At 64.2% G+C, this 25416-nt stretch carries 23 protein-coding genes; 17 read left to right on the plus strand and 6 right to left on the minus strand.

Annotated elements, in window-relative coordinates:
* Positions 1–147: 147 nt before the first annotated feature.
* Positions 148–1311 (minus strand): acyl-CoA desaturase, encoded by a 1164-nt coding sequence (locus ABIC03_RS38155; RefSeq protein WP_354065938.1) that lies wholly within the window; start codon positions 1309–1311, stop codon positions 148–150.
* 313 nt (positions 1312–1624) lie between these two features.
* Between ABIC03_RS38155 and ABIC03_RS38160 the strand changes: the two genes are divergently transcribed.
* Positions 1625–2470, plus strand: a complete 846-nt coding sequence (locus ABIC03_RS38160; protein ID WP_354065940.1) for a serine acetyltransferase domain-containing protein — start codon at positions 1625–1627, stop codon at positions 2468–2470.
* Here the strand turns inward: ABIC03_RS38160 and ABIC03_RS38165 are convergent.
* Complete coding sequence (locus ABIC03_RS38165; protein ID WP_354065942.1) at positions 2427–2945, minus strand: DUF2231 domain-containing protein; 519 nt, start codon at positions 2943–2945, stop codon at positions 2427–2429. The genes ABIC03_RS38160 and ABIC03_RS38165 overlap by 44 nt on opposite strands.
* Positions 2946–3360: 415 nt before the next feature.
* Here ABIC03_RS38165 and tolQ point away from each other — a divergent pair, with 415 nt between their 5' ends.
* From tolQ to ABIC03_RS38225, 12 genes are all read left to right on the plus strand, one after another.
* A complete protein-coding gene (tolQ, locus tag ABIC03_RS38170) occupies positions 3361–4077 on the plus strand; it encodes a protein TolQ (protein ID WP_007596319.1) in 717 nt (238 codons plus the stop codon).
* 43 nt (positions 4078–4120) lie between these two features.
* Positions 4121–4570, plus strand: coding sequence for a protein TolR (tolR, locus tag ABIC03_RS38175; protein WP_018453789.1), 450 nt, complete (start codon positions 4121–4123; stop codon positions 4568–4570).
* Positions 4571–4573: 3 nt separating this feature from the next.
* Positions 4574–5533, plus strand: coding sequence for a cell envelope integrity protein TolA (gene tolA / locus ABIC03_RS38180; RefSeq protein ID WP_354065944.1), 960 nt, complete (start codon positions 4574–4576; stop codon positions 5531–5533).
* A gap of 41 nt (positions 5534–5574) precedes the next feature.
* Positions 5575–6918, plus strand: coding sequence for a Tol-Pal system beta propeller repeat protein TolB (tolB, locus tag ABIC03_RS38185; RefSeq protein ID WP_275169703.1), 1344 nt, complete (start codon positions 5575–5577; stop codon positions 6916–6918).
* Between the two features lie 243 nt (positions 6919–7161).
* On the plus strand, positions 7162–9492 hold the full coding sequence (locus ABIC03_RS38190; protein ID WP_354065946.1) for a putative bifunctional diguanylate cyclase/phosphodiesterase: 2331 nt from the start codon (positions 7162–7164) through the stop codon (positions 9490–9492).
* Between the two features lie 161 nt (positions 9493–9653).
* Entirely contained in the window at positions 9654–10418 is a 765-nt protein-coding gene (locus ABIC03_RS38195) for an N-acyl amino acid synthase FeeM domain-containing protein (RefSeq protein ID WP_275169598.1), read from the plus strand.
* 271 nt (positions 10419–10689) lie between these two features.
* Entirely contained in the window at positions 10690–11178 is a 489-nt protein-coding gene (gene pal, locus ABIC03_RS38200) for a peptidoglycan-associated lipoprotein Pal (RefSeq protein WP_026232595.1), read from the plus strand.
* A gap of 187 nt (positions 11179–11365) precedes the next feature.
* Complete coding sequence (ybgF, locus tag ABIC03_RS38205) at positions 11366–12421, plus strand: tol-pal system protein YbgF (protein WP_354065948.1); 1056 nt, start codon at positions 11366–11368, stop codon at positions 12419–12421.
* A 76-nt stretch (positions 12422–12497) separates the two neighbouring features.
* Positions 12498–13550 (plus strand): tRNA lysidine(34) synthetase TilS, encoded by a 1053-nt coding sequence (gene tilS / locus ABIC03_RS38210; RefSeq protein WP_354065951.1) that lies wholly within the window; start codon positions 12498–12500, stop codon positions 13548–13550.
* Positions 13551–13817: 267 nt separating this feature from the next.
* Complete coding sequence (gene ftsH / locus ABIC03_RS38215) at positions 13818–15740, plus strand: ATP-dependent zinc metalloprotease FtsH (RefSeq protein WP_007596301.1); 1923 nt, start codon at positions 13818–13820, stop codon at positions 15738–15740.
* Positions 15741–15943: 203 nt separating this feature from the next.
* Positions 15944–17158 (plus strand): ABC transporter substrate-binding protein, encoded by a 1215-nt coding sequence (locus ABIC03_RS38220; RefSeq protein ID WP_354065953.1) that lies wholly within the window; start codon positions 15944–15946, stop codon positions 17156–17158.
* Between the two features lie 244 nt (positions 17159–17402).
* Positions 17403–17963, plus strand: coding sequence for an Imm21 family immunity protein (locus tag ABIC03_RS38225; RefSeq protein WP_354065955.1), 561 nt, complete (start codon positions 17403–17405; stop codon positions 17961–17963).
* Positions 17964–18048: 85 nt separating this feature from the next.
* Here the strand turns inward: ABIC03_RS38225 and ABIC03_RS38230 are convergent, their stop codons facing one another.
* On the minus strand, positions 18049–19530 hold the full coding sequence (locus ABIC03_RS38230; protein ID WP_354065957.1) for a hypothetical protein: 1482 nt from the start codon (positions 19528–19530) through the stop codon (positions 18049–18051).
* 296 nt (positions 19531–19826) lie between these two features.
* Here ABIC03_RS38230 and ABIC03_RS38235 point away from each other — a divergent pair, with 296 nt between their 5' ends.
* Positions 19827–19991 (plus strand): Flp family type IVb pilin, encoded by a 165-nt coding sequence (locus ABIC03_RS38235; protein WP_106941974.1) that lies wholly within the window; start codon positions 19827–19829, stop codon positions 19989–19991.
* A 233-nt stretch (positions 19992–20224) separates the two neighbouring features.
* On the opposite strand, the gene ABIC03_RS38240 is transcribed toward ABIC03_RS38235, so the two are convergent.
* Complete coding sequence (locus ABIC03_RS38240; RefSeq protein ID WP_275169594.1) at positions 20225–21208, minus strand: phosphatase PAP2 family protein; 984 nt, start codon at positions 21206–21208, stop codon at positions 20225–20227.
* 270 nt (positions 21209–21478) lie between these two features.
* Here ABIC03_RS38240 and ABIC03_RS38245 point away from each other — a divergent pair, with 270 nt between their 5' ends.
* Entirely contained in the window at positions 21479–22159 is a 681-nt protein-coding gene (locus tag ABIC03_RS38245) for a TetR/AcrR family transcriptional regulator (RefSeq protein ID WP_275169593.1), read from the plus strand.
* A 151-nt stretch (positions 22160–22310) separates the two neighbouring features.
* Here ABIC03_RS38245 and pyk read toward each other — a convergent pair whose 3' ends face one another.
* Positions 22311–23747, minus strand: coding sequence for a pyruvate kinase (pyk, locus tag ABIC03_RS38250; RefSeq protein ID WP_354065960.1), 1437 nt, complete (start codon positions 23745–23747; stop codon positions 22311–22313).
* Positions 23744–24337, minus strand: coding sequence for a DUF1036 domain-containing protein (locus ABIC03_RS38255; RefSeq protein ID WP_354065962.1), 594 nt, complete (start codon positions 24335–24337; stop codon positions 23744–23746). Before ABIC03_RS38255 ends, pyk begins: the two co-directional genes overlap by 4 nt.
* 177 nt (positions 24338–24514) lie before the next feature.
* Between ABIC03_RS38255 and ABIC03_RS38260 the strand changes: the two genes are divergently transcribed.
* Together ABIC03_RS38260 and ABIC03_RS38265 are read left to right on the plus strand one after the other, a co-directional pair.
* Positions 24515–24817 carry a DUF1244 domain-containing protein gene (locus tag ABIC03_RS38260; protein WP_007596287.1) on the plus strand — a complete coding sequence of 101 codons (303 nt, stop codon included), beginning with the start codon at positions 24515–24517 and terminating at the stop codon, positions 24815–24817.
* Between the two features lie 206 nt (positions 24818–25023).
* On the plus strand, positions 25024–25296 hold the full coding sequence (locus tag ABIC03_RS38265; protein WP_007596286.1) for a DUF2312 domain-containing protein: 273 nt from the start codon (positions 25024–25026) through the stop codon (positions 25294–25296).
* Positions 25297–25416 lie beyond the last annotated feature (120 nt).

Raw genomic sequence — 25416 nt, forward strand, 5'->3', positions numbered from 1 at the left:
GGCGCATGCCCCCAAAGTCCTGATGGCCCCGAGCCGCCCGCCTGCGCAACCCGCAGGCGGGCGGTTTGGTTTTGGGAATGCGCGGCAGGCCGCCGCGACCGTCTGGAAAGTCCTGGCCCGGACAGCCCCGGTCCGGAGAGACCTTGGTCAGCGCGCCGTGGCGAGCTGCGCGCGAACCGACTCCAGGAAGTGTTCGTAAGCGTAGTCCACGATCTCATTGAGTGATCGCGTTCGCGCGAACATCGCCTTGGCCTCGGCGAGAAACTCCTCGCGGGTCGGAATCTTCGGCAAATGCAGATGCGTCAGTGCATCGACGCCTTCGTGCGCGCGACTCAGGATCTCGTGCAGCGTCGGCAGTTGCAACTGGGCCAAATCGGCCCGGCGTAGTGCTGACGAGATCGCGTGCGCCAGTGTCTGCGCATCGAACCGTCCGGCCAGCTCGCGGGCCGCCCGGTTGATGACGCGTGCGCCGAGCGGCTGCTCGTTGCGCAGCACCTGCTCCGGCGGCGACTTCATGTTCCAGACAACGCCGAACCAGGACAGCACCTTCAGGATGTAATAGGTGACGTCGATTTCCCACCAGCGAAAGCCTTGCCGCACGCTGCTCTGATAGGCGTGGTGATTGTTGTGCCAGCCCTCACCGAGGGTGAACAAGGCCAGCAGCCAATTGTTGCGGGAATCATCGCCGGTCACGTACCGCTTGCGTCCATGCACATGGGCGAGGGAGTTGATGCAGAACGTCGCGTGATAGACCACCACGGTGCTCCACAGGAAGCCGACGACGAGACCGGACCATCCAGCAACCAGGAAGCAGAGCGCAGCCAGCGTAACGGCGGGCAGCAGCTCCAGGCGATGCAGCCACATCAGCTCCGGATAGGCGGCGAAATCGCCGACCTTCACGAGGTCGGTGCCATCGTGCTGCCGGTAAAAAATCCAGCCGAGATGGCTGTAGAGGAAGCCTCGGTGACGCGGCGAATGCACGTCGTCTTCGGTATCGGAATGGAGATGATGATGTCGATGCTTGGCCGCCCACCACAAAACGCTTTTCTGGGCGGTGCTTTGCGCGAGCCAGGCCAGGATGAACTGAAACACCCGGCCGGTTGCAAAAGCCCGATGGGAGAAATAGCGGTGATAGCCTGCTCCGATGGCGAACATGCGCACGACATACAGCGAGGCGCAGATCGCGAGGGCTTGCCAGGTGACGCCGGTCCAGATGGCGGCAACGCAGCCGAGATGGACCAGCAGGAACGGCAGGGCGGAGGGATACATGATGTCGTCGTGTTGGTCGTCGGCGGAGGTGTTGGGCGACATGTATTGGCGTGACCTTGGATGACGAGGATTCGGGATTCGCTTCGGCAGCACTGAGGGCCGCTGTGTACGACAAACCCGGGGATGCGGACCACTGCGGGGTCTTGAACGAGATACTTTGCCTGAACACCCGGGCCAGCGCGGTAGCACGAACCTCAGACCATAGCTTCGGCCGGGAACTCGACTGGCTCCATATATATGATCGCGGCCGCCTGGCATGCAAGCTCGTAGCCTCACGGGGAGCGTGGCGTGCGGGCTGCCGACCGCCTATATCCGACAGTGAAAAGGAAGCGTCAAAACACCGCAGGCGGCAACAATGACGGAAGGTGCGATCATGCCGAGCGAGAGTCTCTGGCAGAAAATTCGCGACGAGGCGCAGCGCGCAGCGGCAGCCGACCCCATCTTCGGCAAGGCTCTTGTCGGTCTCATTCTCGCCCATGACGATTTTACCGCCGCACTTTCCGATCTGATCGGACGCCGGCTTGGCGGCAGCGCGGCCGAACGCGAGCGCTTCACAACATTTTCCCGCGACGCCTTTGATAGCCAGCCGGATCTGATCGAGGTGGCCGGCCGCGACCTGCAGGCCATCGTGCACCGCGATCCCGCCATCGCCGGACTGTTGGCGCCGCTGCTGCACTTGAAGGGCTACGTCGCCTTGCAGGCCTGGCGCGTCTCGAACTGGCTCTGGCATCATAACCATCGCGATGCGGCGCTGCTGTTTCAGAACGAGGCATCGAACGTCCTGCAGGTCAGCATTCATCCGGCGGCGAGCATGGGATCGTCGGTGTATCTCGACCACGCCACCGGCATAGTGATCGGTGCCAACGTGATCATCGGCGACGAGGCCACCATCCTTCAGAACGTCAGCATCGGCCGCAGCACGGAACTCCCGGCGCGCTCGCCGCGCATTGGTCGCGGCGTGTTCATCGGCTCCGGCGCGACAATTCTCGGCGACGTCAGGATCGGCGATTTTGCAAAGATCGGCGCCGGCACGGTCGTGACGAGCGACGTGCCCCGGGGCTGCACCGCAATCGGCAATCCCGCGCGGCTGACCACTTGCCCGAGCCCGCCGCAGCCGTCTGACTCGCCCCCACGTCATCAAGCGACGTGCTCCTCGTTCAGGCGGCGCGGCGGTGGCGCTCGCCGCCATGATGCGGGGTGACCGGCTCCGAACTGGTCTGGCCCGGCGCGTCCAGCACCGCGACATGATGCCGGTAGACCATTTCCCAGCCCTTCCATCCCGTGAACAGCAGGATGCCGACCACGATCAGCGAGAGCGCCACGCCCCACGGCTTGACCGCAGCCTCCGCGCCTTGCGCGTAGCGAAGGTAGAAATTGATCGCGGCGAGCACGACGGCCACGAGATTGCCGATCATGTGATACCAGGCATCGTTGAGACCGCGGATACGCGGCTCGCTGAGGAAGTCGACAAAGCCCGCCACGGCGGCAACGAGCGCCATGACGATGCCGGCGCCGAGCAGCCAGATCGCGGCTCTGGCCCAGAATCCGTCACCGGTTCCGATGAAGGCGAGATCGGCGATGGGCGCGCCGACCAGGAAGGCGATGGGGAACGGGATGATCACGGGGTGGAGCGGATGATCGCCGATAGCGGCGGTCGTCTTGGGGTTGATGCTCATGGCAAAACCTCGCCGAAGGTTGATTTTCCGGACAATCGCCAAGGCAAGGGCTGGTTCCTCCGCCCTGATGTCCGCAACCGCCGGGGCCGGCAGCTTGCCAACCGCCTGCAACGCCTGGCTTTCCTGCAGCCAAATTCGGTTCCGGTAACCCCGCATTAACCATCGCCGGGCTCTGGTAAGGGCGGACAATCGCGCCCAAAGCCCGAAGTCAAGCCGCTGGGGTCGAGGCCCATAGTTTTGACATCTTGGCAGGGAATGCAGGCGGCCGGCTTTGGACGAGCCCCCCTGCACCCCAAAAAGATTAAGGCTTTGAGCGGGCTTGCCGGTCGCGCCGGTGCTAGCGCGGCAGTTGGGAACCGGCGGTGATTTGCCGGCCGGGACATTAGGTAACGATCGCCTTGAGAGGATACCGCTTATGAATCCGGCCGACGTGGCTCAGTCAGCCCTTCCGGTTGCCGCTTCCGCGGACGTGTCGCTGATCGCGCTGTTCTGGCAGGCTCACTGGATCGTGAAAGCGGTGATGCTGGGGCTTCTCGCCTGCTCTGTCTGGGTCTGGGCGATCGCCATCGACAAGATTTTCCTGTTTGCCCGCACCCGCCGCTCGATGGACCGTTTCGAGCAGGCTTTCTGGTCCGGCGAGTCGATCGAAGACCTCTATCGCACGCTCTCGGCCAAGCCGACGCATTCCATGGCGGCCTGCTTCGTCGCGGCGATGCGCGAGTGGAAGCGTTCGTTCGAGAGTCAGGCCCGCTCGGTCGCAGGCCTTCAGATGCGCATCGACAAGGTCATGAATGTCTCGATCGCCCGCGAGGTCGAGCGGCTGGAACGCCGGCTGCTGGTGCTCGCCACCGTCGGCTCCGCTGGCCCCTTCGTCGGCCTGTTCGGCACCGTCTGGGGCATCATGTCGAGCTTCCAGTCGATCGCGGCGTCGAAAAATACCTCTCTGGCGGTGGTGGCCCCCGGCATCGCGGAGGCGCTGTTTGCGACCGCCGTCGGCCTTATCGCCGCCATTCCTGCCACTATTTTCTACAATAAGTTCACCTCCGAGGTGAACCGGCAGGCCCAGCGGCTCGAAGGCTTCGCCGATGAATTTTCAGCCATCCTGTCGCGCCAGATCGACGAGCGGGGCTGACGGACGGCATGTATAGTGTGAAGGGCAATTTGGGCACCAGACCATGGGCATGAACGTTGCGAGTTCGTCCGGAGGCGGTGGGCGCCGTGGCCGGCGCAAGCCGGTCGTGGCCGAAATCAACGTCACGCCGATGGTGGACGTGATGCTGGTGCTGCTCATCATCTTCATGGTGTCGGCGCCGATGCTGACGGTCGGCGTGCCGCTCGACCTGCCGCAGACCCAGGCCAAGAGCCTCGAAAACAACGACCAGAAGCCGATCCAGATGTCGGTCGACATCAAGGGCAAGGTGTTCATCAACGACGCCGAGATCGCGATCAACGAACTGATCCCGAAGCTGAAGGCGATCACGGACGCGCGCGGCGGGCTCGAGGAACGCATCTATCTGCGGGCCGACAAGAAGGCCGATTACGGGACGGTGGCCAAGGTCATGGGCCAGTTGTCCGGCGCAGGATTCAAGAAGCTGGCGCTCGTCACGGAAGCGGATCAGGGGTAAACCGTGAAGGTGAAGGTCGACAAGACACTCGTTGCGTCGATTGCCCTCCACGTCCTCGTGCTGGGATGGGGGCTCGTCACCTTTAGCAGCAGGGCTTTTGTCGCGCCGGAAGAGTCGCTGCCGATCGACATCATCTCCACCGACCAACTCGCGCAGATGATGTCGGGGCAGAAGACCGGCGACAAGAAAGAGCCGAAGCCGAAGGTCGAGAAGATCGCGGAAGCCAAGCCCGAGGAAGACGCCGTCGGCAAGGTCACCGAGAAGAAAGAGCTGATCAAGACCAACTCGACACCCGAGCCGCCGCCCAAGCCCGTCGAGAAGCCGGTTGAGAAAAAGCCAGAGCCGCCCAAGCCCGTGGCTGAAGCCAAGCCCAAGGAAGAGCCGAAGCCGCCGGAAAAAAAGCCTGACCCGGCCAAGGAAGATCCGATCGCCGAACTGCAGAAAAAGCTCGAAACCAAGAAGCCGCCGCCCAAGCCGCCCGAGCAAAAGGTCGCGGCGGTGCAGCCGCCGCAGCAGCCGAAGCCCAAGGAGCGCAGCTTCGATCCAGCGCAGATCCAGCGCGATCTCGACAAGCGCGCCGCGACCCGGCACGAACTCGCCGGCTCGACGCTGAATGCGTCGGCCTCGCTGGGATCGACGACCGGAACGGCCGCCAACAACATTGCGACCTGGCGGGGAGCCTTCCAGGGGGCGGTGAAGCGCTGCTTCACGCCGACCTATAACGGGCAGGATGCAGATCAATACGAAGCCGACATCGACATTCCCATGAAGATCGACGGATCGCTCGCCTCCGAGCCGATCGTCGTTGCGGTGAGGGGACCGTCGCGGTCGATCGCACAGGCGGTGGCGGAGAGTGCCAGACGCGCCATCGTGCAGTGTCAGGTCTATTCGTTCATGCCGAAGCAGCAATACGAGAGCTGGAAGCTCATTCCGATGACTTTCGGCCTGAAAGACATGTTGTGACATCCGAACAAAAGAATTTTGCGATGAATGACGTTCGATCGATGAACCGCCGCCGCTTCATGACCCTGACCGGATCGACGCTCGCGATGCTGGGGGGCGGCCACGCCTTCGCCCAGGGCCAGCCGCGGCTTCGCATCGACCCCACCGAGTTTCGGCCGATCCCGATTGCGATCACCAATTTCGTGCCGGGCTCGCCGGCCGACGGCGACGTCGGCAACGGCGTCACCCAGGTCATCACCAACAATCTGAAGCGCTCGGGCCTGTTCGCGCCGGTCGACCAGGCCGCTTTCATCGAGCGCATCAGCAACATCGACGTCGCGCCGCAATTCGAGAACTGGAAAACCCTCAACGCGCAAGCCCTCGTCACCGGCCGCATGACGCGGCAGCCGGACGGCCGCCTCAAGGCCGAATTCCGCTTGTGGGACGTGGTCACCGGCCAGCAGCTCGCCGGCCAGCAATATTTCACCTCGCCGGAATATTGGCGCCGCATCGCCCACATCATCTCCGACCAGATCTATGAGAAGCTGACCGGCGAGAAGGGCTATTTCGACAGCCGCGTGGTGTTCGTCGACGAGACCGGGCCGAAGGAGCGTCGCGTCAAGCGGCTCGCGATGATGGACCAGGACGGCGCCAATGTGCGCTATCTGACCCGCGGCTCCGACCTCGTGCTGACGCCGCGCTTCTCGCCGAACTCGCAAGAGATCACCTATATGGAGTTCGGCCAGGGCGATCCGAAGGTCTATCTCTTCAACATCGAGACCGGCCAGCGCGAGATCGTCGGCAACTTCCCGGGCATGACCTTTGCGCCGAGGTTCTCGCCGGACGGCCAGCGCGTCATCATGAGCCTGCAGCAGGGCGGCAATTCCAATTTGTTCGTGATGGATCTGCGCTCGCGCTCCACCACGCGCCTCACCGACACGCCCGCGATCGACACCTCTCCGTCCTACTCCCCGGACGGCACCCGCATCTGCTTCGAGTCCGATCGTGGCGGCAGATCGCAGATCTATGTCATGGCCGCAGGCGGCGGAGCGGCGCAGCGCATCTCCTTCTCCAAGGACGACAACAACGCCACCTATTCGACGCCGGTGTGGTCGCCGCGCGGCGATTACATCGCCTTCACCAGGCAAGGCGGCGGGCAGTTTTCGATCGGCGTGATGAAGCCGGACGGCTCCGGCGAACGGCTTCTCACCTCCGGCTACCACAACGAAGGTCCGACCTTCTCGCCGAACGGCCGCGTGCTGATGTTCTTCCGCGATCCCGGCGGCAGCGGCGGGCCGTCGCTGTTCTCGGTCGACATCTCGGGACGAAACGAGTTGAAGGTGCCGACGCCGGGCTTCGCCTCCGACCCGGCATGGTCGCCGCTATTGTCCTCGACATCGGGCTAGCCGCCCGTCCTCGGTGCGCGATGACTTGACCGCGCGCCTTTTCCGAAAACTTTGCCAGATGTTTCCCCGCGATAATTGTTCTTTAAGGTTGCACTCGGCAAACTTTTCCCATGGGTTTGTTTCTATTGATGTATTTCGACAATTGGTCGCTCAAAACAACTCGACTTTAACGATGTTCCCTCAGAAAGACTTCATACCGGATCGGTAAAACTGCGCTCCAGACAGGACGCGCGTAAACACCAGATGCAGTTTGCAAGTCAGAGCGGAGAGCCGGAACAGCGGCCGCCGAAAACTTCGGCGGCGCAAATCGATTCGCTGTTCGAAGCGCCTGGTCCGCTGCTGGCAGGACTCATTTTCGTGTCGATCGGTGCGGCCCTCACCGCCTTGAGGACGGGCGAGCCGCTGATCTGGGCGTGCGTCGCACTTCTTGTCCTGGCCGGGACCGCGCGGGCGATCGACCTGCGCCTCTATCAGGCACGTCATGCGGTCATGACCGTCGAGGCGGCCGCACGCTGGCAGAAGCGCTATCAGATCGGGGCCAAGATCCAGGCGGCTGCGATCGGCATCTGGTGCGCCACCGCCCTGCTGGCCACGGACGACGCCGTGGCCCACATGATCGCCTTGTCGGTCACCACCGGAATCGCGGCGGGCGGCGCGGGCAGGGCATATGGCCGGCCTGCGATCTTCCACCTCCAGGCCGTGCTGATTTTCGGTCCGGCCGTGCTTGCCTTGGCACTGCGTGGAACGCCCTACTACATCGCGATGGCGCTGGTCAGCGCCGCGTTCCTGATGGCGATCATGCAGCTCTCGGTGAATCTGCACCGAATCTTCATGGGAGCGGTCGTGGCACGGGAGCGTGAAGCCGCGCTCGCCGGCCAGTTCGATACGGCGCTGAACAACATGCCGCACGGCCTCTGCATGTTCCGCGTCGACGGACAGCTGGCGGTCATGAACCACCGCTTCGGCGCAATGATGAATCTGCCGGAAGGTCTTGCGCAACGCGGCGTCAACGCGCGTGACATCGTCGCGGCATGCGTCAGCGCCGGATCCATCTCGGCTGGGAGCGGCGAGCGGATCGTCACGGACATCGAGAGTTCGCAAGCCACGGAGATCATCACCGCCGATCCCGATACGCAGCGAAACCGGTCGTTGTCCTGGACTGTCCAGCCGATGGCTGACGGTGGCGCAGTGGTGCTGCTCGAGGACATTACCGACCGTCGCAGCGCCGAAGCCAAGATTACGCATCTGGCGCGCTACGACGACCTCACCGCGCTCCCCAACCGCGTTCATTTCCGCGATGAGATCGAAAGGCTGCTGGCGATCTCGCACGACGCCGAGCGCCTGTCCGCGCTCTTGTTCGTCGACCTCGACCAGTTCAAGCAGGTCAACGACACGCTCGGCCATCCCTGCGGCGACCAGCTCCTGTGCGCGGTCGCCAACCGTCTGCGCGAGATGCTGCGCCCGGAGGATTTCGTCGCCCGCTTCGGCGGTGACGAATTCGTCGTGTTCCAGGAGAACATCTCCTCGCCCGAGGACGCCGCTGCGCTGGCGCGCCGGATCGTCGAACGGCTGAGCGAGCGCTACCGCATCGACAATCATCTGGTCGAGATCGGCGCCAGCGTCGGCATCGCGTTGACCGCGCCGGAGGGCGTCAGCGCGGACACGCTGCTCAAGAACGCCGACATGGCGCTGTATCGGGCCAAGGCCGACGGCCGCGGCACCTTCTGCTTCTTCCGCGACGAGATGGCGGCGACCGTCGAGGCGCGCCGCATCCTCGAGCTCGATCTGCGCAAGGCGCTCGCTAACGAGGAGTTTGAGCTGTTCTACCAGCCGCTGGTCAATCTGAAGTCCGGCAAGATCACGACGTGCGAGGCGCTGCTGCGCTGGAATCACCCGGTGCGCGGCACGGTCTCGCCGGTCGACATCATCCCGGTCGCCGAGGACATGGGGTTGATCGTCGACCTCGGCCGCTGGATCCTGCGCCGCGCCTGCATGGAATGCATGAAATGGCCGGAGGGCGTCAGCGTCGCCGTCAACTTCTCGCCGCAGCAATTCCACCAGCGCGACGTCTTGAGCGAAATCCGCTACGCACTCGAGGTTTCGGGGCTCCCGGCGCATCGGCTGGAGATCGAGATCACCGAATCCTCGCTGTTGCGCAACACCCAGCTCACGCACGACATCCTGTCGCAATTGCATGCGATCGGCGTGCGCATTTCGCTGGACGATTTCGGCACCGGCTATTCGAGCCTCAGCTACCTGCATAATTTCCCGATGCAGAAGGTGAAGATCGACCGCTCCTTCCTCGAAGGCATCGATGCCGACCGGCCGCTGACGCTGCTGCGCGGTGTGGCGCGGCTGTCGGCCGATCTCGGCATGGCCGTCGTGGTCGAGGGCATTGAGACCAATGATCAGCTCGAGCTGATCAGCGCCGACGGCACCGTGACCGAAGGGCAGGGCTATCTGTTCAGCCGGCCGGTGCCGGCGGTCAGGATTCGCCAATTGCTCAATGCCTCGCATGGCCGTCGCGGGGCTGAGGACCAGATCGTCATGGTGTCCTCGCGATCGATCGCCTGATCTTTCACTGCCTGCTCCCTCAACGCCCTTGGCTCTTGTTCGCCCGTGTTTTTGCGGGCTGCAAAGGTTAACCCTAACGTTTCTAAGCCTTTGCAATTCCGTTAATGAACCATTAATCTCGTCACACTCGCAGAAGTTGCTTTGGAGTGTAGGGGTACTGGATGACGTCTGGAGCTGAACCGCAAACGGTGCTCCTTCCGCGGGGAGCCGCTCTGTTTGACCGCATCGATTACCGCCTGATCGAAACTCCCGAGGACCGAGACAACCTCTATCTGATGCGGTACCGGGCCTATCTGCACGCCGGACTGATCGAGCCGTCGGAGTCGCGGCGCGTGACCGATCGCTTCGATGATGCGCCCAACACCTGGAATTTCGGGGTCTATGTCGATGGAGAGCTCTGCAGCTCCGTTCGCATTCACGTCCTGACGTCGGACTGGCGGATGTCCTACACGACCGAAGTGTTTGGCGACGTCCTGCATCCCCGCCTCGACCGCGGCGAAGTTCTCATCGATCCATGCCGGTTTGTTGCTGATCCCGAAAAGCACCAGCGTTTTCCGGAGCTGCCCTATCTGACGGTGCGGCTGGCTTTCGTGGCTTGCGATCATTTCAACGCCGACACCGGGCTGGCCATGATCCGGACCGATCATCAGGCGTTTTATCGTCGCATCTTCCTGCACGAGACCATTTCACCGGAGCCCCGCGGGTTTCCGGGCTGGCCCACCAAGAAGGCCGTGTTGATGGCGTCCGATTTCCGCAACCAGCGGGAAAAGGTCCTGACGCGCTTTCCGATCATGCGCTCCAGCGCTTTTGAGCGGCGCATGTTGTTTCAACGCAGCAGCCCGCGCCAGGCGGCCCCGCGCCCGGTGTCGCTGGCCACGCAGCGGACCCCTGACGTCGCCGCCTCGGCAACCGGTTCTGCCCGGTAGGCCCCAGGGTCTGGCCTCAGGGTCTGGGCCGAGGGTCTCCACGCGACGAGCCTAAAATTCCAGCAAAGGCCGCGGTTTTTGCCGGTCGGTGCGGCTTGCCTTCACCATCGCGCCACATTTACAACCCATTAACCACGACGTTTGCTTTTCGCTGGTTGGGGGCATTTGACCGGCTGTGGCAAGGTTCCATCAAGGTTGACGGAACGTTCGCTTAACCAACCCCCTGTAGACCGGACAGCAGTGGACGAAACGTGAGCGTGGAGGCTCCGGAATGAAACATCCTATGCGCATCCTCCAGGGATTGAAGCTGGCCGCGGTGCTTGCCGTCGCGTTGTCGATGGGTGCCTGCGCCAACAAGAACTCTGCCACGGATGCGATGGCCAACGCGGCGACGCCGGGCAGCCAGCAAGACTTCGTTGTCAATGTCGGCGACCGCGTGTTCTTCGAAAGCGACCAGACCGATCTGACCCCGCAGGCGATCGTGACCCTGGAGAAGCAGGCGCAGTGGCTCCAGAGCTATCCGCGCTACAGCTTCACCGTCGAAGGTCATGCCGACGAACGCGGCACCCGCGAATACAACATCGCGCTCGGCGCCCGCCGCGCCCAATCGGTGCGTTCGTTCCTCGCCTCGCGCGGCATCGATCCGAACCGCATGCGCACGATCTCCTACGGCAAGGAGCGGCCGGTGGCCGTTTGCAACGACATCTCCTGCTGGTCGCAGAATCGCCGCGCCGTCACCGTGCTGAACGCGAGCTCCTGACGATCGGTCAGGCGCCGTTCATCTTCAGAAACCGATTATGCCGGCGCCCTTTCGGGCGCCGGTTTCGTTTCAGCGATCTGTGACAGAAACCCGTTTGTTACAGTCACAGTTTTGGCGTACTCCCCTTCAATGTGTGGCGCGTCAAATGTTCGGTCGCAGGCCATTTCGCTTTCGTCGTCAGGGCAAGATGTCATCCAGATTTAAGCTCTTCACCGGCACCGTGGCGATCGCCGCGCTGCTCTCTTTGTGCTCGCCCGTCCTCGCACAGTCGGACGATGCAGATCCCGAGATGCGGATCGAGCGGCTGGAGAACCAGTTGCGCCAGCTCACCGGCCAGAACGAAGATCTGCAATATCGCAACCGCCAGCTCGAAGAGCGGCTGCGAGCGCTCGAGGGCGGCGCGCAAGGTGCGCCCGGCCAGGCGGCGGTCCAGCCCAACGTCGCGGCCATGCCGCCCGCGCAAGCCGCGCCGGCCTATCGCCAGCAGCCGCCGCACCAGCAAGCGGCCCAGCCGAATTACGAGCAGCCGCAGATCGCCTCTCCCGCGCCGATCGTTCAGGAGCAGCCAGCGCCCGGCGCGCCGGGCATGCGCCGCCGCGGTGATGCCTTTGACCCGAACCAGAGCCCGAATGCGCCGGGTGCGCCGCGCGCGCTCGGCGGCGGGCAGCAACCGATGCCTGCAGGTGCCCCAAGCGGCGCGCCCGGCGGCCGTGGCGCCGGCGAGCCACTTGATCTCGCCAACAGCGGCGCTCGATATCCGCAAGCGGCCGCGCCCCAAGCTGCGCAGCCCGGCTATCCGGCCCCATCCGGCGCTCCCGCGCCATCAGGCGGCACGGGCCTTGCGACCCTGCCGCCCTCGGCAACGCCGCGCGACGAATTCGACCTCGGCATCGGCTACATGCAGCGCAAGGACTATGCGCTGGCCGAGCAGACCATGAAGAATTTCTCGCAGAAATATCCCAGCGACCCGCTGCTCGGCGACGCGCAATACTGGCTCGGCGAGAGCTATTTCCAGCGCCAGCAATATCGCGACTCCGCGGAAGCCTTCCTCGCCGTCACCACCAAATACGACAAATCCGCCAAGGCGCCGGATGCGCTGCTGCGGCTCGGCCAGTCGCTAGCCGCGCTGAAGGAAAAGGAGGCCGCGTGCGCCGCCTTCGGCGAAGTCGGCCGCAAATATCCGCGCGCTTCCGCCGGCGTCAAAGCCGCGGTCGACCGCGAGCAGAAGCGGGTGAAGTGCTGAGGCGCGGCGATTGATCCTGACAAGGCGGATGGCGCTGCGCTAAACAGTCGGTCCATCCGCGGACGATTGCAGCGTCATGTCAGAGGACAGTTCACCGATCTCGGCGCGTGAGGCCAAGCGCCTCTTCGCAGGCCTGAAAGGCGCGCAGGGACTATTGCTCGCGGTCTCCGGCGGGCCCGACTCGGTCGCGCTGATGTGGCTTGCGGCGCGCTGGCACCGCAGCCTCGCGCGCGGCCCGCGTCTCAGTGTCGTCACCATCGACCACGGCTTGCGGCCGGAGGCGGCGCGCGAGGCGCGCGAGGTCAAGCGTCTGGCGACCGGGCTTGGCTTGCCGCACCGGACCGTGCGCTGGCGCGGGGCGAAGCCGAAAACGGGACTGCCGGCCGCCGCGCGCGAAGCCCGCTACCGTCTACTTGTGCAGGCCGCGCGTGTCGCCGGTGCGAGCCACGTGCTGACCGCCCACACCCGCGACGACCAGGCCGAGACCCTGTTGATGCGTCTTGTCCGCGGCAGCGGATTGGTCGGGCTGTCGGCGATGGCCCGTCTCACCGAGCGCGACGGCGTCGTCCTTGCGCGTCCGCTGCTCGATGTTCCGAAGTCGCAGCTGATCGCGACCTTGAAGCGGGCGAAGATCAGCTTTGCCGACGATCCCACCAACCATGACGCGGCCTTTACCCGGCCGCGGCTGCGTGCGCTGCTGCCGCAGCTCGCGGCGGAGGGCGGTGATGCCCGCAGCCTGGCTCGGCTCGCGGCAAGGCTGGCGCGCGCCAATGCGTCCGTCGAGGTGCTGACCGATGGAGCCGAGCGCTTCCTCCGTTTGCGGGATCGCGGCGATGCGCCGCAGGCCGGCCTTCGAAGCCTCGAAGCCTCCGCGTTTGCCGCCCTGCCGGAGGAGGTCCGGCTGCGGATCCTGCTGCGGGCCATCAACGCGTTCGGGCACGAGGGACCGGCGGAACTCGGCAAGGTCGAATCCCTCCTGGCCGCGCTCGATCAGGCCATTGCCTCACGTCCCCGCGCACCCGCAAATGGCCGGCCGGCCCTGAAGCAGACGCTTGCAGGAGCCCTGATCAGCCTTGCCGGGGGGCGTATCCGCATCGGCCCGGCGCCCGCCCGGCGCAAGGCGGGATAAGGGCGGATCATGGCACCGGCTCGTTTCGCGACCGCGCCGTGAGGACACCTTAACCAGGCCGGAAAAACCGGGATCAGGGCGCCATTATTTCAGCGGGAATCGGACTAAGATGGGCTAAATAGTCCCATCTCGTTCCCTTGGCAGCGACCGGAGCGACACCTAGATTGTATCCGTCTAACCGAGAGGATTCCTTGGGGATTTCCTCGCGCTGCCCAAATAACTGCCCAAGGCTCAGGCCGCGATCCGCGCGACCACGAAGGAAGATCGATGAACGCCAATCTGCGCAATTTCGCCCTCTGGGTCATCATTGTCCTGCTGCTGTTGGCGTTGTTCACGCTCTTCCAGAATCCGGGTCAGCGCGCCTCCTCGCAGGACATCGCCTTCTCCCAGCTCCTGAGCGAGGTTGACCGCGGCAATGTGCGCGACGTCGTGATTCAGGGGCCGGACATCCACGGCACCTTCACCAACGGCTCGAGCTTCCAGACCTACGCGCCGAGCGATCCGACGCTCGTGAAGCGCCTCTATGACAGCAAGGTGCAGATCACGGCGAAGCCGCCCGGCGACAACGTGCCGTGGTTTGTCTCGCTGCTGGTCTCCTGGCTGCCCTTCATCGCGCTGATCGGCGTGTGGATCTTCCTGTCGCGGCAGATGCAGGGCGGCGCCGGCAAGGCGATGGGCTTCGGCAAGTCGCGCGCAAAAATGCTGACTGAAGCGCATGGCCGCGTCACCTTCGAGGACGTCGCGGGCGTCGACGAAGCCAAGCAGGACCTGCAGGAGATCGTCGAATTCCTGCGCGACCCCGGCAAATTCCAGCGCCTCGGCGGCCGCATTCCGCGCGGCGTGCTGCTGGTCGGCCCTCCCGGCACCGGCAAGACCCTGATCGCGCGTGCGGTCGCGGGCGAAGCCAACGTGCCGTTCTTCACCATTTCCGGTTCTGACTTCGTCGAGATGTTCGTCGGCGTCGGCGCCAGCCGCGTCCGCGACATGTTCGAGCAGGCCAAGAAGAATGCGCCCTGCATCATCTTCATCGACGAAATCGACGCCGTCGGTCGTCACCGTGGCGCTGGCCTCGGCGGCGGCAATGACGAGCGCGAGCAGACGCTGAACCAGTTGCTGGTCGAGATGGACGGCTTCGAGGCCAACGAGGGCGTGATCCTGATCGCCGCGACCAACCGTCCCGACGTGCTCGATCCCGCGCTGCTGCGTCCCGGCCGCTTCGACCGTCAGGTCGTGGTGCCCAACCCGGACGTCGTCGGCCGCGAGCAGATCCTCAAGGTCCACGTCCGCAAGGTGCCGTTGGCGCCGGATATCAACCTCAAGACCATCGCGCGCGGCACCCCGGGCTTCTCCGGCGCCGACCTGATGAACCTCGTCAACGAAGCCGCGCTCACCGCCGCCCGCCGCAACAAGCGGATGGTGACCCAGGCCGAGTTCGAGGAAGCCAAGGACAAGGTGATGATGGGCGCCGAGCGCAAGTCGCTCGTCATGACCGAGGAAGAGAAGCTGCTGACGGCCTATCACGAGGGCGGCCACGCCATCGTCGGCCTCAACGTCGTCGCGACCGATCCGATCCACAAGGCGACCATCATTCCGCGCGGTCGTGCGCTGGGCATGGTCATGCAGCTGCCCGAGCGCGACAAGCTGTCGATGTCGCTGGAGCAGATGACCTCCCGCCTGGCCATCATGATGGGCGGCCGCGTCGCCGAAGAGCTGATCTTCGGCCGCGAGAAGGTGACTTCGGGTGCGTCGTCCGACATCGAGCAGGCGACGCGTCTGGCGCGCATGATGGTGACGCGCTGGGGCCTGTCCGAGGCGCTCGGCACCGTGTCCTACGGCGAGAACCAGGATGAGGTTTTCCTGGGCATGTCGGTGTCGCGCACCCAGAACGCATCGGAGGCGACGGTTCAGAAGATCGACACCGAGATCCGGCGCTTCGTCGAAGAAGGCTACAACGAGGCGACGCGTATTCTCACCGAGAAGCGCGCCGATCTCGAAGCTCTCGCCAAGGGCCTGCTCGAATTCGAGACGCTCTCCGGCGACGAGATCATCGACCTGCTCAAGGGCAAGAAGCCGAACCGCGAATCCGTGCTTGAGCCGACCACCCCGCGCGCCTCCGCCGTGCCGCCGGCCGGCAAGTCGCGCCCGCGGCCCGATCCGGATCCCGGCCTGGAGCCGCAGCCGCAGGCGTAATCGCGAACGACAGATTGAATTGAAAAACGCGGCGGAAACGCCGCGTTTTTTGTTGGGTGGTGCTTTTCGAACGTGGGCAACTGAGCATCTCGCAACGAACAGGCCCCGCGACTCATAGCGATTGGAGTCTGCGGTGATGTCGTGGCATGCTCTCCTCAATTAACGCGCGGCTCGACCGCGCAGACAAAGGGGAGGGCAAGCCGATGCGTTTTGCGAGGGCATTGGGCGCGCTTGGCGCCGTATCGTTCCTGATAGTCTCGTTCCTGTCCGCCCCATCCGCCGCCGCCGAAATGCGCGGCGTCAGCGCGACCGAGATCAAAATCGGCCAGACCATGCCCTACAGCGGGCCGGTGTCGGCCTTCGGGGCGCTCGGCAAGGGCGAGGTCGGCTATTTCAAGATGCTGAACGAGAAGGGCGGCATCAACGGGCGCAAGGTCAATCTGATCTCGCTCGACGACAGCTATGCGCCGCCGAAATCGGTCGAGCAGACCCGCAGGCTGGTGGAGAGCGACGAAGTCGCGCTGATCTTCTCCTCGATCGGTACCGCCCACAACACGGCGATCGCGAAATACCTCCAGTCCAAGAACGTGCCGCAGCTCTTCATCGGCTCCGGCGCCTCGAAATTCGCCGACGTCGCGCAATATCCGCAGGCGACGATGGGCGTGCAGGCGCCGTTCCGCTATGAAGCGCGGCTCTATGCGCGTTACGCGCTGGCAAAGAATCCGAACGCGAAGTTCGCCGTGATCTCGCAGAACGACGATTACGGCCGCGATTATCTCGCCGGGCTGAAGGACGTGCTCGGCGAGAAATACGACACCGTGGTCACCAATGCGACCTACGAGATCCAGGACCCGACCATCGATTCCCAGATCGTGAAGCTCAAGGCCTCGGGCGCCGACGTATTCGTGATCGCGGCGACGCCGAAATTCGCGGCGCAAGCGATCCGCAAATCCTTCGAGATCGGCTGGCGGCCCATGACGTTCCTGTCCAACGTTGCGGTGTGGGTTTCGACGGTGATGGAGCCTGCGGGACTGGAAGCCGGCACCGGCATCCTCTCCACCGCTTACGTGAAGGACCCGGACGATCCCGCCTGGAAGGACGATTCCGGCGTCAGGGGCTGGCGCGAGTTCATGACCAGATATTTGCCGGAGGCCGACCAGCACGACACCAATTACGTCAACGCCTACAACAGCGCGATGGCGCTCGAGGCTGTGCTGAAAACCTGCGGCAATGATCTGTCGACCGAGAACATCCTCAAGCAGGCGTTTGCGATCCGCGATCTCGAATTGCCGATGTTGTTGCCCGGCATCAAGGTCAACACCGGCACCACCGACCATGTCCCGGTCGACCAGATGCAGTTCATGCGCTTCAATGGCAAAAGCTGGGAGCGCTTCGGCGAACTGCAGACGGGCAATTGATGATTGATGAGGGATCGGCTTTTTGGTCGATCCACTGGGAGTCCGGAACTCGATCATCTCTCCCGATTGGGGAAGGTTTGACTTCCTGGACGCCCAATTCAAAGCGCTGAGACGGGTACTGAAAACCCGATCAGCCCGCGAACACTTGCTATGTCCGCTACGCCCTCGGAAGCGAAGAGCGGCAACTTGCCTTGGCGCGTCGACTACGGGGCCAACAGCAGAAATACCTGCTATCGTTCGACGTATGTTGCGAACACACAATTGGATAACGACAACCGGCGGTCCTCACCTGCTGATTGCTGACGAACAACTCCCGCATTGGCGGGGTATCGAAGGATGGCGCGGTCATGAAGATCCGGCCGACCAAAGCGACTATGCCCGTGCATGCAGAGTGAGAACTTGGCTGGGATCAATTGCCTGCTACCAAGGCAGCGCTGTTGTGCTATCTGGCGATGCCGGCGACATCGCGTGGTGCTCCAGTGGTCACCGTGACAGGGGCTTTCTCGTTCAATGGCTTGGGGTTGATGACGAAAGACTCATCGAACCTGCGTTGCAAAGTCCACAACTGCGGAACCTTCTGAAACGTTCAAATGCTGAACGCCTGGAATTCGGCACAGGTGCGTCCGGTGCAATGTGGTTGCTAGATGCATCGGATAGAGGAGACGATTTGCGCAGTAAACATCAGGTTCTGGCGTTACGACCAGGAAGCTATCTCGCGAGAGCCGCTTGCTACCGATCTGCCGGGCTTGCGATCGTCGTTCGCGAAATTTGCTGGATCGGTCCACTTTCCGACGAAGTCGGCTAAGGAGCAGACGGCGAAGTGGCCCGAGCGCCTGTTCAGGTCTGCTTCACGCTTTGAAGCGGACGTCCCATTCACCGGAGCTACGTTTTCACTTCGGCGGCGTCGCAGCCGCATCGTCCCGAACATGGATCACTGCGATGTCGTCCGTGTAGATCCGCTTCCAACCCTTGAGCATGTCCAGGATCTGCGGTCCGGGCGCATCGGCGGTCAATAGCGTTGCGTCGACCTTGTATTCGTCGAGCAGGCGCGGAAGCAGCTCGGGCTTCCTGCCCTCGGTCGCCTTGAAGAAGTCCATGACGAATTTCTCGCCATAGAGCTCGGCGCGGCCGTCGACGTAAACAGGGACGTCGCGCGAGATCAGATAACCGCCGAACTGGTAGGCGTTGAAGACGCGCTGGACCTTGCGTTGTTCGAGCAAGTCGACTGCCGCGACCGGGGTCTGCGTCATGGTGAAGGTGAAGTGGTGATGCCGCATGTAAAGCGAGGTCGAGGTCCAGCTCGCGGCCACGATCATCAGCGCGCCAAGCGCGGTGACATAGCGGGCCGGCCAGCGGTCGGCACCGGTTGCGTCCGGCTGCGGGCGCGAGGCCAGCTGGCCCAGCGGCTTCGCCAGCACCAGCGGCACCAGGAACGCGAACGCCTCGATGCTCCTGACGTGGGTCAGCGCGCTCCAGGTCAGGAACAGGATCAGGAATATCCTGGGCGCCGAGAGCACGAGGCCGCGATAATAGCCGAATGCGATCAGACCGAGCAGGGCGCCCTCGAACGAGGAGAAGGTGGCAAAGTTGGCCGGCATCCATTCGTAGATCAGCGAGAGCAACTCGCCCAGGCTCAGGATGTTGGTCGCGCCCAGCAGCGTTCTCCAGCCGTACGGCGTACAGCAACTCGCGACCAGTGCACCGATCCCGAACAGCACCCAGCGCAGGAACAGCTGCAGCCGCCGTCCTTTCTCGGCGTGCTCGATGGCCTCGAGTGAGATCGGACCGATCAGCGCCAAGCCGAGTACGAAGCCGCCATGCAAGTTCGCCCACAGCGCCATCAGCGGCAGCCAGTACCAGGACGGTGCGCTCCTGCGGTCGGCAGCCGCCATCAATAGGCCGACCCACGCCACCATGACAGGCAGCGCCAGGATGTGGGGACGCGCCAGGACGTGATGCAGCGACAGCAGCAGGGCCAGCATCGCAAACAGCACTGCGCGGGGCGCCTCGATCTGCGCCTCGAGCAGATGGACGAAGATCGCGGCCGTGAGCGCGACTCCCATCGCGGTGATGATGACGGGACCTGCCCAGCCCCCTTGCGCATGAGCGAAAGCGAACAGCACCTGCGACAGCCACGACGTTGAAATCCACGGCGCGCCCGTCCGCGTGAAGGAAAAGATGTCCGTGTACGGCATGGCGCCGTGATCCAGGATCCATTGTCCGATCTTGATCTGCCAGAACGAGTCAGAGTCCTGAAGCAGCGTGTCGCCGACATACACGAAGAAGAGATAGGCACCCGCACCGACGCACAGCGGCACCAGGGTTCGCGCACGACCCTGCACCGTGATGCTGTTGGCAAAGGAAAGGGACATGCCGCCTCGTCGTCCTGTTGTTTCTGTCGGGGTGCCGAGCGGTCGACATTGGACCACGGTGGTCATAATTCCGGGTAAACCAGTCCTACCGGGCGGCTTGATATCTCAACATTTAACGGATCGTTTTAGATTTCGGTTTACCATCGGCGAATACACGCAAACCGCTCTGTGTTTCCGCAGTCGAATTAACTGCGGCGCAATTCTTTGCCACTACGTTCGGTTCCATGGTCAAGCGGCGCTGGGAAGCCAAAAAGACCAGATCAGTTGTAGCCTCGTGTACTCATTTGGAGCTCTTTATGAAGAACCTCGTTGCGCGTTTCGCGAAGGATGAATCCGGCGCCACCGCCATTGAATACGGTCTGATCGCCGCCGGCATCGCGCTGGCGATCATCACTGTCGTCAATAACCTGGGCACCACGTTGAACGCCAAGTTCACCTCGATCTCGACCAGCCTCAAGTAAGGCCGGACAGATCGCGAATTTAGAGAGCCCCGTCCTTGACGGGGCTCTCTGCTTTTGGCCGACGATTTCCGGATCTGGGAGGTCGTGAAGCTGTAGCAAGCTTGTGAGGCGGCAAAGCGTCTGCCGCAGCTCCAAGAGCGCAGACGGAAGTGCTCGCACCGTTGAGAACATTGAAGGTTGAAAGTTGCTGGTGGGACAGCGCTACGCGCGGACCCTAGGCAACTTGCCGCCCGTCATTCCGCGAGGCCGGTCTGCCAGACCGCCGACGGTGCAGGCGCGGCAGACGTTTGCTGCGCGCGGCGGTGCCATTCGAGATAAAATTTCGCCGCCCAGATCGACGCTGCGGCGACTGCGATGCCGCCGGCGACGTCGATGACGTAATGCGCGCCGATCACCGGAGTCGCCGCGATCATCAACAGATTGAGCGCGGCCGCGATGCCGCCGAGGCCGCGCACCGGCCACAGCGCCCACATGTAGAGCACGGCGGACGCGGCGTGGAAGCTCGGAAACGAGACAATGCCGGCGAGGAAGAACAACCGGAGCTCGTGCAGGCTACCGTCGCGAAGCGCGAGAATGTCGCGCAACTGCCCGGCATAGATCGCGGTGTTGATTTCGGGAAAATGCGCGGCGGACAGCTGCAGCCCCCAATAGGTACCGATCGCGGGCACGACGGCGGAGATCGCGATGGTGACCGCGAGCGCGAGGCTCATCGCGAGCATGAACAATTGCAGCCGCATATAGTGCGCCGTCAGTGCCAGCACGACGGGGATGCCCAGCAGCGGCAATTTGATCAGCCCGTATCCGCGAGCCAGACAGTCCGCGAGCCAGGGATGGTCGTTGACGTATCGCGCGATCGGTTCGGGATCGAGGCCGAGAGCACGGTCGATCGCAAGCAGCGCCTGGTCCTGCAGTGGCCAGTTCAGCTTGGCCGCCACATAGCTGAGCGGTCCGACGATTGCGCAGGTGAGAATGATCTGTCCGATCGTGCCGAGCGAAAACAGCAGCTTCGGGTCGGCAAGCTCGCCTTTGACGATGCGGTGGCCATAGGCCACCGCGAGCAGGAGTGCAGCGACTGCCAGCGTCACGCCGTAGGCGACCGGTTCGAGGCTCAGGCCGGTGAAGGAGAGACCGAGCGCCAGCGGGGTGCCCATGGCTGCGATGGGAAGCCAGTTCAGGTGGAAGAGCTGCCAGGCGGTCCGGGCGTCCGTGTCGACCATGCTGCACCGAGGTGGGATCGCAATACCGCAGCACAGTCGCGGGGCAGGTTTAAGATGGCGGTAACGATCGTGGTTACCCCTTCACCAAAGCCATTCGCGAGGTTTTCAGCTGTTTGAGCTCGCACTTATTTTTGGCGTGACGCTTCATGCATTTGCACCTTGTCATCCACTCTGAATAGTTGTTCAGTCCTTGCGGGGCGATTTGCGACATCAGTGACGAAGCGTTCGGCCGCAGGGCGTGCGGCTGGCGTGTGGGACAGGAAGCGCGCCATGGTTTATCGGCGGACGCATCAAGTGGTGAAGCGCCTTGCGGCTCGGCGCAGTGCGATACTGGCGGCGGCGCGGGAGGCAGCGGCGGAAGGCGGGATGGCGGCGGTGCAGATTGCGCCGGTCGCGGTTCGCGCCAGCGTCGCGGCGGGTACGGTCTACCGCTACTTCCCCTCCAAGGCCGATTTGATTTCCGAATTGATCGCCGAAGTCTCCCGCGACGAGCTCACGGCGATCCGGCGAGCCGCCGATGCCGCACCGGGGCCGTCGTCGGCGCTGGCGGCGGCCGTGACCACCGTGGCGGTCCATACCCTGTCGCAGCGCAGGCTCGCCTGGGGCATCCTGGCCGAGCCGGTCGATGTCGATGTCAGCGCTTCACGCCTCGCCAGCCGGCGCGAGATCGCGGGCGAGATGGCCTCGCGGATCGACGCCGCAGTGCGCGCCGGCCACCTGCCGGCGCAGGACACCGCGCTCGCCGCAACCGCGCTGCTCGGCGCCCTGCACGAGGCCTTGGTCGGACCGCTCGCGCCGGACAATCTCGACGATCCCGCCAGGATGCGCGATGCGGTGCAGACCGTGACGCTGCTGGCGCTCCGCGCGGTCGGCGTCATGGACGCCCGCGCCAGGGGTCTCGTCGTGCAGCAGACGCTGCTGCCGACGGCGAAAGCGCTGGTTGGGGTCTAAAACGTCCGCCTGATCGACCGGGGGACCTGATCGCGCCCAGGCCATTGCCCCAGCTCGCCTTTGCGACAAACCCGAGCACATGCGCCGAACCCGCCGGCTACTGTGCATGGGGTTGTTTTCGACGTTTTTTGTTTGCCGCGTGCTGGCGGACCTAGATATTTGCTTCGCCCTCGGGGCCGACCGAGGCGATGCGCACCATGTTGGTGGTGCCGGGGATGCCGAGCGGCACGCCGGCGACGATGATCACTCTCTGGCCGGCCCGGACGAAGCCGTCGCGGAACGCGATCTGGCCCGCGCGGCTCACCATGTCGTCCTGGTCGCGCGCGTCTTCCGCCACCACGCAATGCACGCCCCAGACGACCGACAGCCGGCGTCCCGCCGCGACGTTCGGCGTGATCGCCACGATCGGCGGCTTCGGCCGCTCGCGCGCCACGCGCACGGCGGTCGATCCCGAGCTGGTCCAGCAGATCAGGGCCGGCAGGTCGAGCGTCTCGGCGATCTGCCGCGCGGCGTCCGCGATGGCGTCGCCGGCGGTGGCTTCCGGGGCGGGCCGCTGTGCGGTGATGACGGAGCGATAGATCGGGTCGCGCTCAACCTCCTCGCCGATGCGATTCATGGTCGAGACGGCCTCCACGGGGAATTTGCCGGCCGCCGATTCCGCCGACAGCATGATGGCGTCGGCGCCTTCGTAGACGGCGGTGGCGACGTCGGAGACCTCGGCGCGGGTCGGCACCGGCGATTGGATCATCGATTCCAGCATCTGGGTCGCGATCACGACCGGCTTGCCGGCGCGCCGCGCCATGCGCGTCATCTGCTTCTGCAGGCTCGGCACGCGTTCCAGCGGCAGCTCGACGCCGAGGTCGCCGCGCGCCACCATCAGGGCGTCGGAGGCGTCGATGATGTCGGCCAGGCGATCGATCGCCTGCGGCTTCTCGATCTTCGCCATCACCGCGGCACGGCCGCGGATCATCTTCTTGGCCTCAAGCACGTCGTCCGCGCGCTGCACGAAGGACAGCGCGATCCAGTCGACGCCAGTGACCAGCGCCGCCTCGAGGTCGGCGCGGTCCTTCGGCGTCATTGCCGAGACCGGCAGGTCGGTGTCGGGCAGGCTAACGCCCTTGCGATCGGACATCCGGCCGCCGACCACGACGCGCGTCACCGCGTGCTCCTTCGAGGTCTCCTCGGCAATCAGCCGCACCTTGCCGTCGTCGAGCAACAGCGAATGGCCCGGCCGCAGCGCGGCCAGGATCTCCGGATGCGGGAGCTGGACGCGGGTGGTGTCACCCGGCGCCTTGTCGGAATCCAGCGTGAAGGTCTGGCCATTCTGGAGCTGGACCGCGCCTTCGGCGAACGCGCCGAGCCTGAGCTTTGGTCCCTGGAGATCGACCAGAATGCCGATCGGCCTTCCATAGCTGCTCTCGACGTTGCGGATCGTGGCCACCAGCTCCCGCATCTTGTCGTGCGGGGTGTGGCTCATGTTGATGCGGAACAGGTCGGCGCCGGCCTCGAACAGGCGGCGGATCATCGCGAGGTCCGAAGAGGCGGGTCCAAGGGTCGCGAGAATCTTGATACGGCGAAGACGCCTCATGGCTTACTTCCAGACGGGGGCGAGGGAGCTGGCGGGAGGCCAGGCGCGGCGGGGGGCGTACCACCGGGCGGGCCATTGGGCAAACCTGGAACCCCGGGACCAACCGGGCCGGGTAGACCGGGCACGCGCTGCTGTTTAGACGGCTGCTCGTTGGCATCGGTGAGCTGCACCGTCCAGGCCCGCTGCTCGCCGGTGTCGACCTCGAAATAGCCGGTCCGGTCATAGCCGCGCGCGAGGCAGTCCTCGGTGCCGCGGATGGTGAACTCCTTGTCGCGCGAGCACATGAAGGCTTGGCCCGACCATTCGCCGCCGCGGTCATAGTCGATGGCGTAGATGTAATAGAAGCGGGCCACCAACGTTCCGCGCAGCAGGGTCTCGCAGGAACGGGACGAGATGTTCCACCAGCCCTCGGTGGTCCAGCCCTCGGCATCCTTGTAGCCGAGCGCGATGCCGACCCGGCTCGATGTGTTGTTGCAAAGCCGGAAATCGGCGGAGGCCGGGCTGGCCCAGAGGCACAGCAGGCCAATCACCAGCACCGGGACCAACCGGGCGAGCAGGCGAAGGGGGGAGCGGGGAGATTCGGCGATCATTGTCGCGGAAGCTATATCAGATCATTGACGATTTGGCGTAGGGCCCGGGAACTGCCCCGAAGTCGGCTTGGCGCCCGTTTGCGCCGCGATATGGCAAAATCTGTGACAGGCCCCACCTGATCTCGTAAGGGTGACCCATCCAGGTCACAGCCAATTCGTAAGCCGAGGGATCCTGCCATGGCAATCGACGACAAAACCAGAACGGAACTCGAGGCTGCCGCTTTCCGGCGCCTGGTCGATCATTTGAAGACGCGGACAGACGTCCAGAACATCGACCTGATGAATCTCGCGGGCTTCTGCCGCAACTGCCTGTCCAACTGGCTCAAGGACGCCGCCGACGCCCAAGGCGTCGCCTTGAGCAAGGACGAGAGCCGGGAAGCCGTCTATGGCATGCCCTACGAGGCCTGGAAGTCGAAATACCAGGGCGCGGCCACGCCTGAGCAGCTCGATGCCATGAAGAAGGTTCATCCCGGGCACTGAACGGCCTCGCTGGCAGCCTGATGCGGTGCCTTGAGTCGCATCACACAACAGCTTTCTTCGACACGCCGCAGGAAGGTGTGGGCGCGCTGTGGACGAGCGCGATGCTGCCTTGAACGCGAGAGGTCCGAACCCTAAGGGTCTAACCAGCACGCGCGGTGAGGATGCCGGCGTCACCTCGTTTTGCCAGTTCCATTGGGAGTACCAAGATGGCCACCTCCGCCGCCGTCCGCGACGACGAGCCCGCGACGAAATTTGCCAAGGACCAGCTCAAGTCCATCATCGAGCGCATTGAGCGGCTGGAGGAAGAGAAGAAGGCGATCTCCGACGACATCCGCGACGTCTTCGCCGAGGCCAAGGGCAACGGCTACGACGTCAAGGCGCTGCGCACCATCGTGCGTATGCGCAAGCAGGACCCGAACGAGCGCGCGGAGGCCGAGACGATTCTCGAGACCTACATGCAAGCACTGGGGATGATCTGAGCTATCGCGGTCGTCCTGGCGAAAGCCAGGACGACCCCGCCGGGGTTTTAGGCCCCCCCCCCCACACACCCCAACCCTCCCCCAGTCAAACACAGGGGTCACGAGCCTTTCGGGGACCCG

Origin of the sequence: Bradyrhizobium sp. RT6a (assembly GCF_040547675.1) — a bacterium.
GTDB lineage: Bacteria > Pseudomonadota > Alphaproteobacteria > Rhizobiales > Xanthobacteraceae > Bradyrhizobium.

Coding starts and splice junctions, on each gene's coding strand:
- ABIC03_RS38155 (WP_354065938.1), bottom strand. CDS start 1,311: ATGTCGCCCAACACCTCCGCCGACGACCAACACGACGACATCATGTAT.
- ABIC03_RS38160 (WP_354065940.1), top strand. CDS start 1,625: ATGACGGAAGGTGCGATCATGCCGAGCGAGAGTCTCTGGCAGAAAATT.
- ABIC03_RS38165 (WP_354065942.1), bottom strand. CDS start 2,945: ATGAGCATCAACCCCAAGACGACCGCCGCTATCGGCGATCATCCGCTC.
- tolQ (WP_007596319.1), top strand. CDS start 3,361: ATGAATCCGGCCGACGTGGCTCAGTCAGCCCTTCCGGTTGCCGCTTCC.
- tolR (WP_018453789.1), top strand. CDS start 4,121: ATGGGCATGAACGTTGCGAGTTCGTCCGGAGGCGGTGGGCGCCGTGGC.
- tolB (WP_275169703.1), top strand. CDS start 5,575: ATGAACCGCCGCCGCTTCATGACCCTGACCGGATCGACGCTCGCGATG.
- ABIC03_RS38190 (WP_354065946.1), top strand. CDS start 7,162: ATGCAGTTTGCAAGTCAGAGCGGAGAGCCGGAACAGCGGCCGCCGAAA.
- ABIC03_RS38195 (WP_275169598.1), top strand. CDS start 9,654: ATGACGTCTGGAGCTGAACCGCAAACGGTGCTCCTTCCGCGGGGAGCC.
- pal (WP_026232595.1), top strand. CDS start 10,690: ATGAAACATCCTATGCGCATCCTCCAGGGATTGAAGCTGGCCGCGGTG.
- ybgF (WP_354065948.1), top strand. CDS start 11,366: ATGTCATCCAGATTTAAGCTCTTCACCGGCACCGTGGCGATCGCCGCG.
- tilS (WP_354065951.1), top strand. CDS start 12,498: ATGTCAGAGGACAGTTCACCGATCTCGGCGCGTGAGGCCAAGCGCCTC.
- ftsH (WP_007596301.1), top strand. CDS start 13,818: ATGAACGCCAATCTGCGCAATTTCGCCCTCTGGGTCATCATTGTCCTG.
- ABIC03_RS38220 (WP_354065953.1), top strand. CDS start 15,944: ATGCGTTTTGCGAGGGCATTGGGCGCGCTTGGCGCCGTATCGTTCCTG.
- ABIC03_RS38225 (WP_354065955.1), top strand. CDS start 17,403: ATGTTGCGAACACACAATTGGATAACGACAACCGGCGGTCCTCACCTG.
- ABIC03_RS38230 (WP_354065957.1), bottom strand. CDS start 19,530: ATGTCCCTTTCCTTTGCCAACAGCATCACGGTGCAGGGTCGTGCGCGA.
- ABIC03_RS38235 (WP_106941974.1), top strand. CDS start 19,827: ATGAAGAACCTCGTTGCGCGTTTCGCGAAGGATGAATCCGGCGCCACC.
- ABIC03_RS38240 (WP_275169594.1), bottom strand. CDS start 21,208: ATGGTCGACACGGACGCCCGGACCGCCTGGCAGCTCTTCCACCTGAAC.
- ABIC03_RS38245 (WP_275169593.1), top strand. CDS start 21,479: ATGGTTTATCGGCGGACGCATCAAGTGGTGAAGCGCCTTGCGGCTCGG.
- pyk (WP_354065960.1), bottom strand. CDS start 23,747: ATGAGGCGTCTTCGCCGTATCAAGATTCTCGCGACCCTTGGACCCGCC.
- ABIC03_RS38255 (WP_354065962.1), bottom strand. CDS start 24,337: ATGATCGCCGAATCTCCCCGCTCCCCCCTTCGCCTGCTCGCCCGGTTG.
- ABIC03_RS38260 (WP_007596287.1), top strand. CDS start 24,515: ATGGCAATCGACGACAAAACCAGAACGGAACTCGAGGCTGCCGCTTTC.
- ABIC03_RS38265 (WP_007596286.1), top strand. CDS start 25,024: ATGGCCACCTCCGCCGCCGTCCGCGACGACGAGCCCGCGACGAAATTT.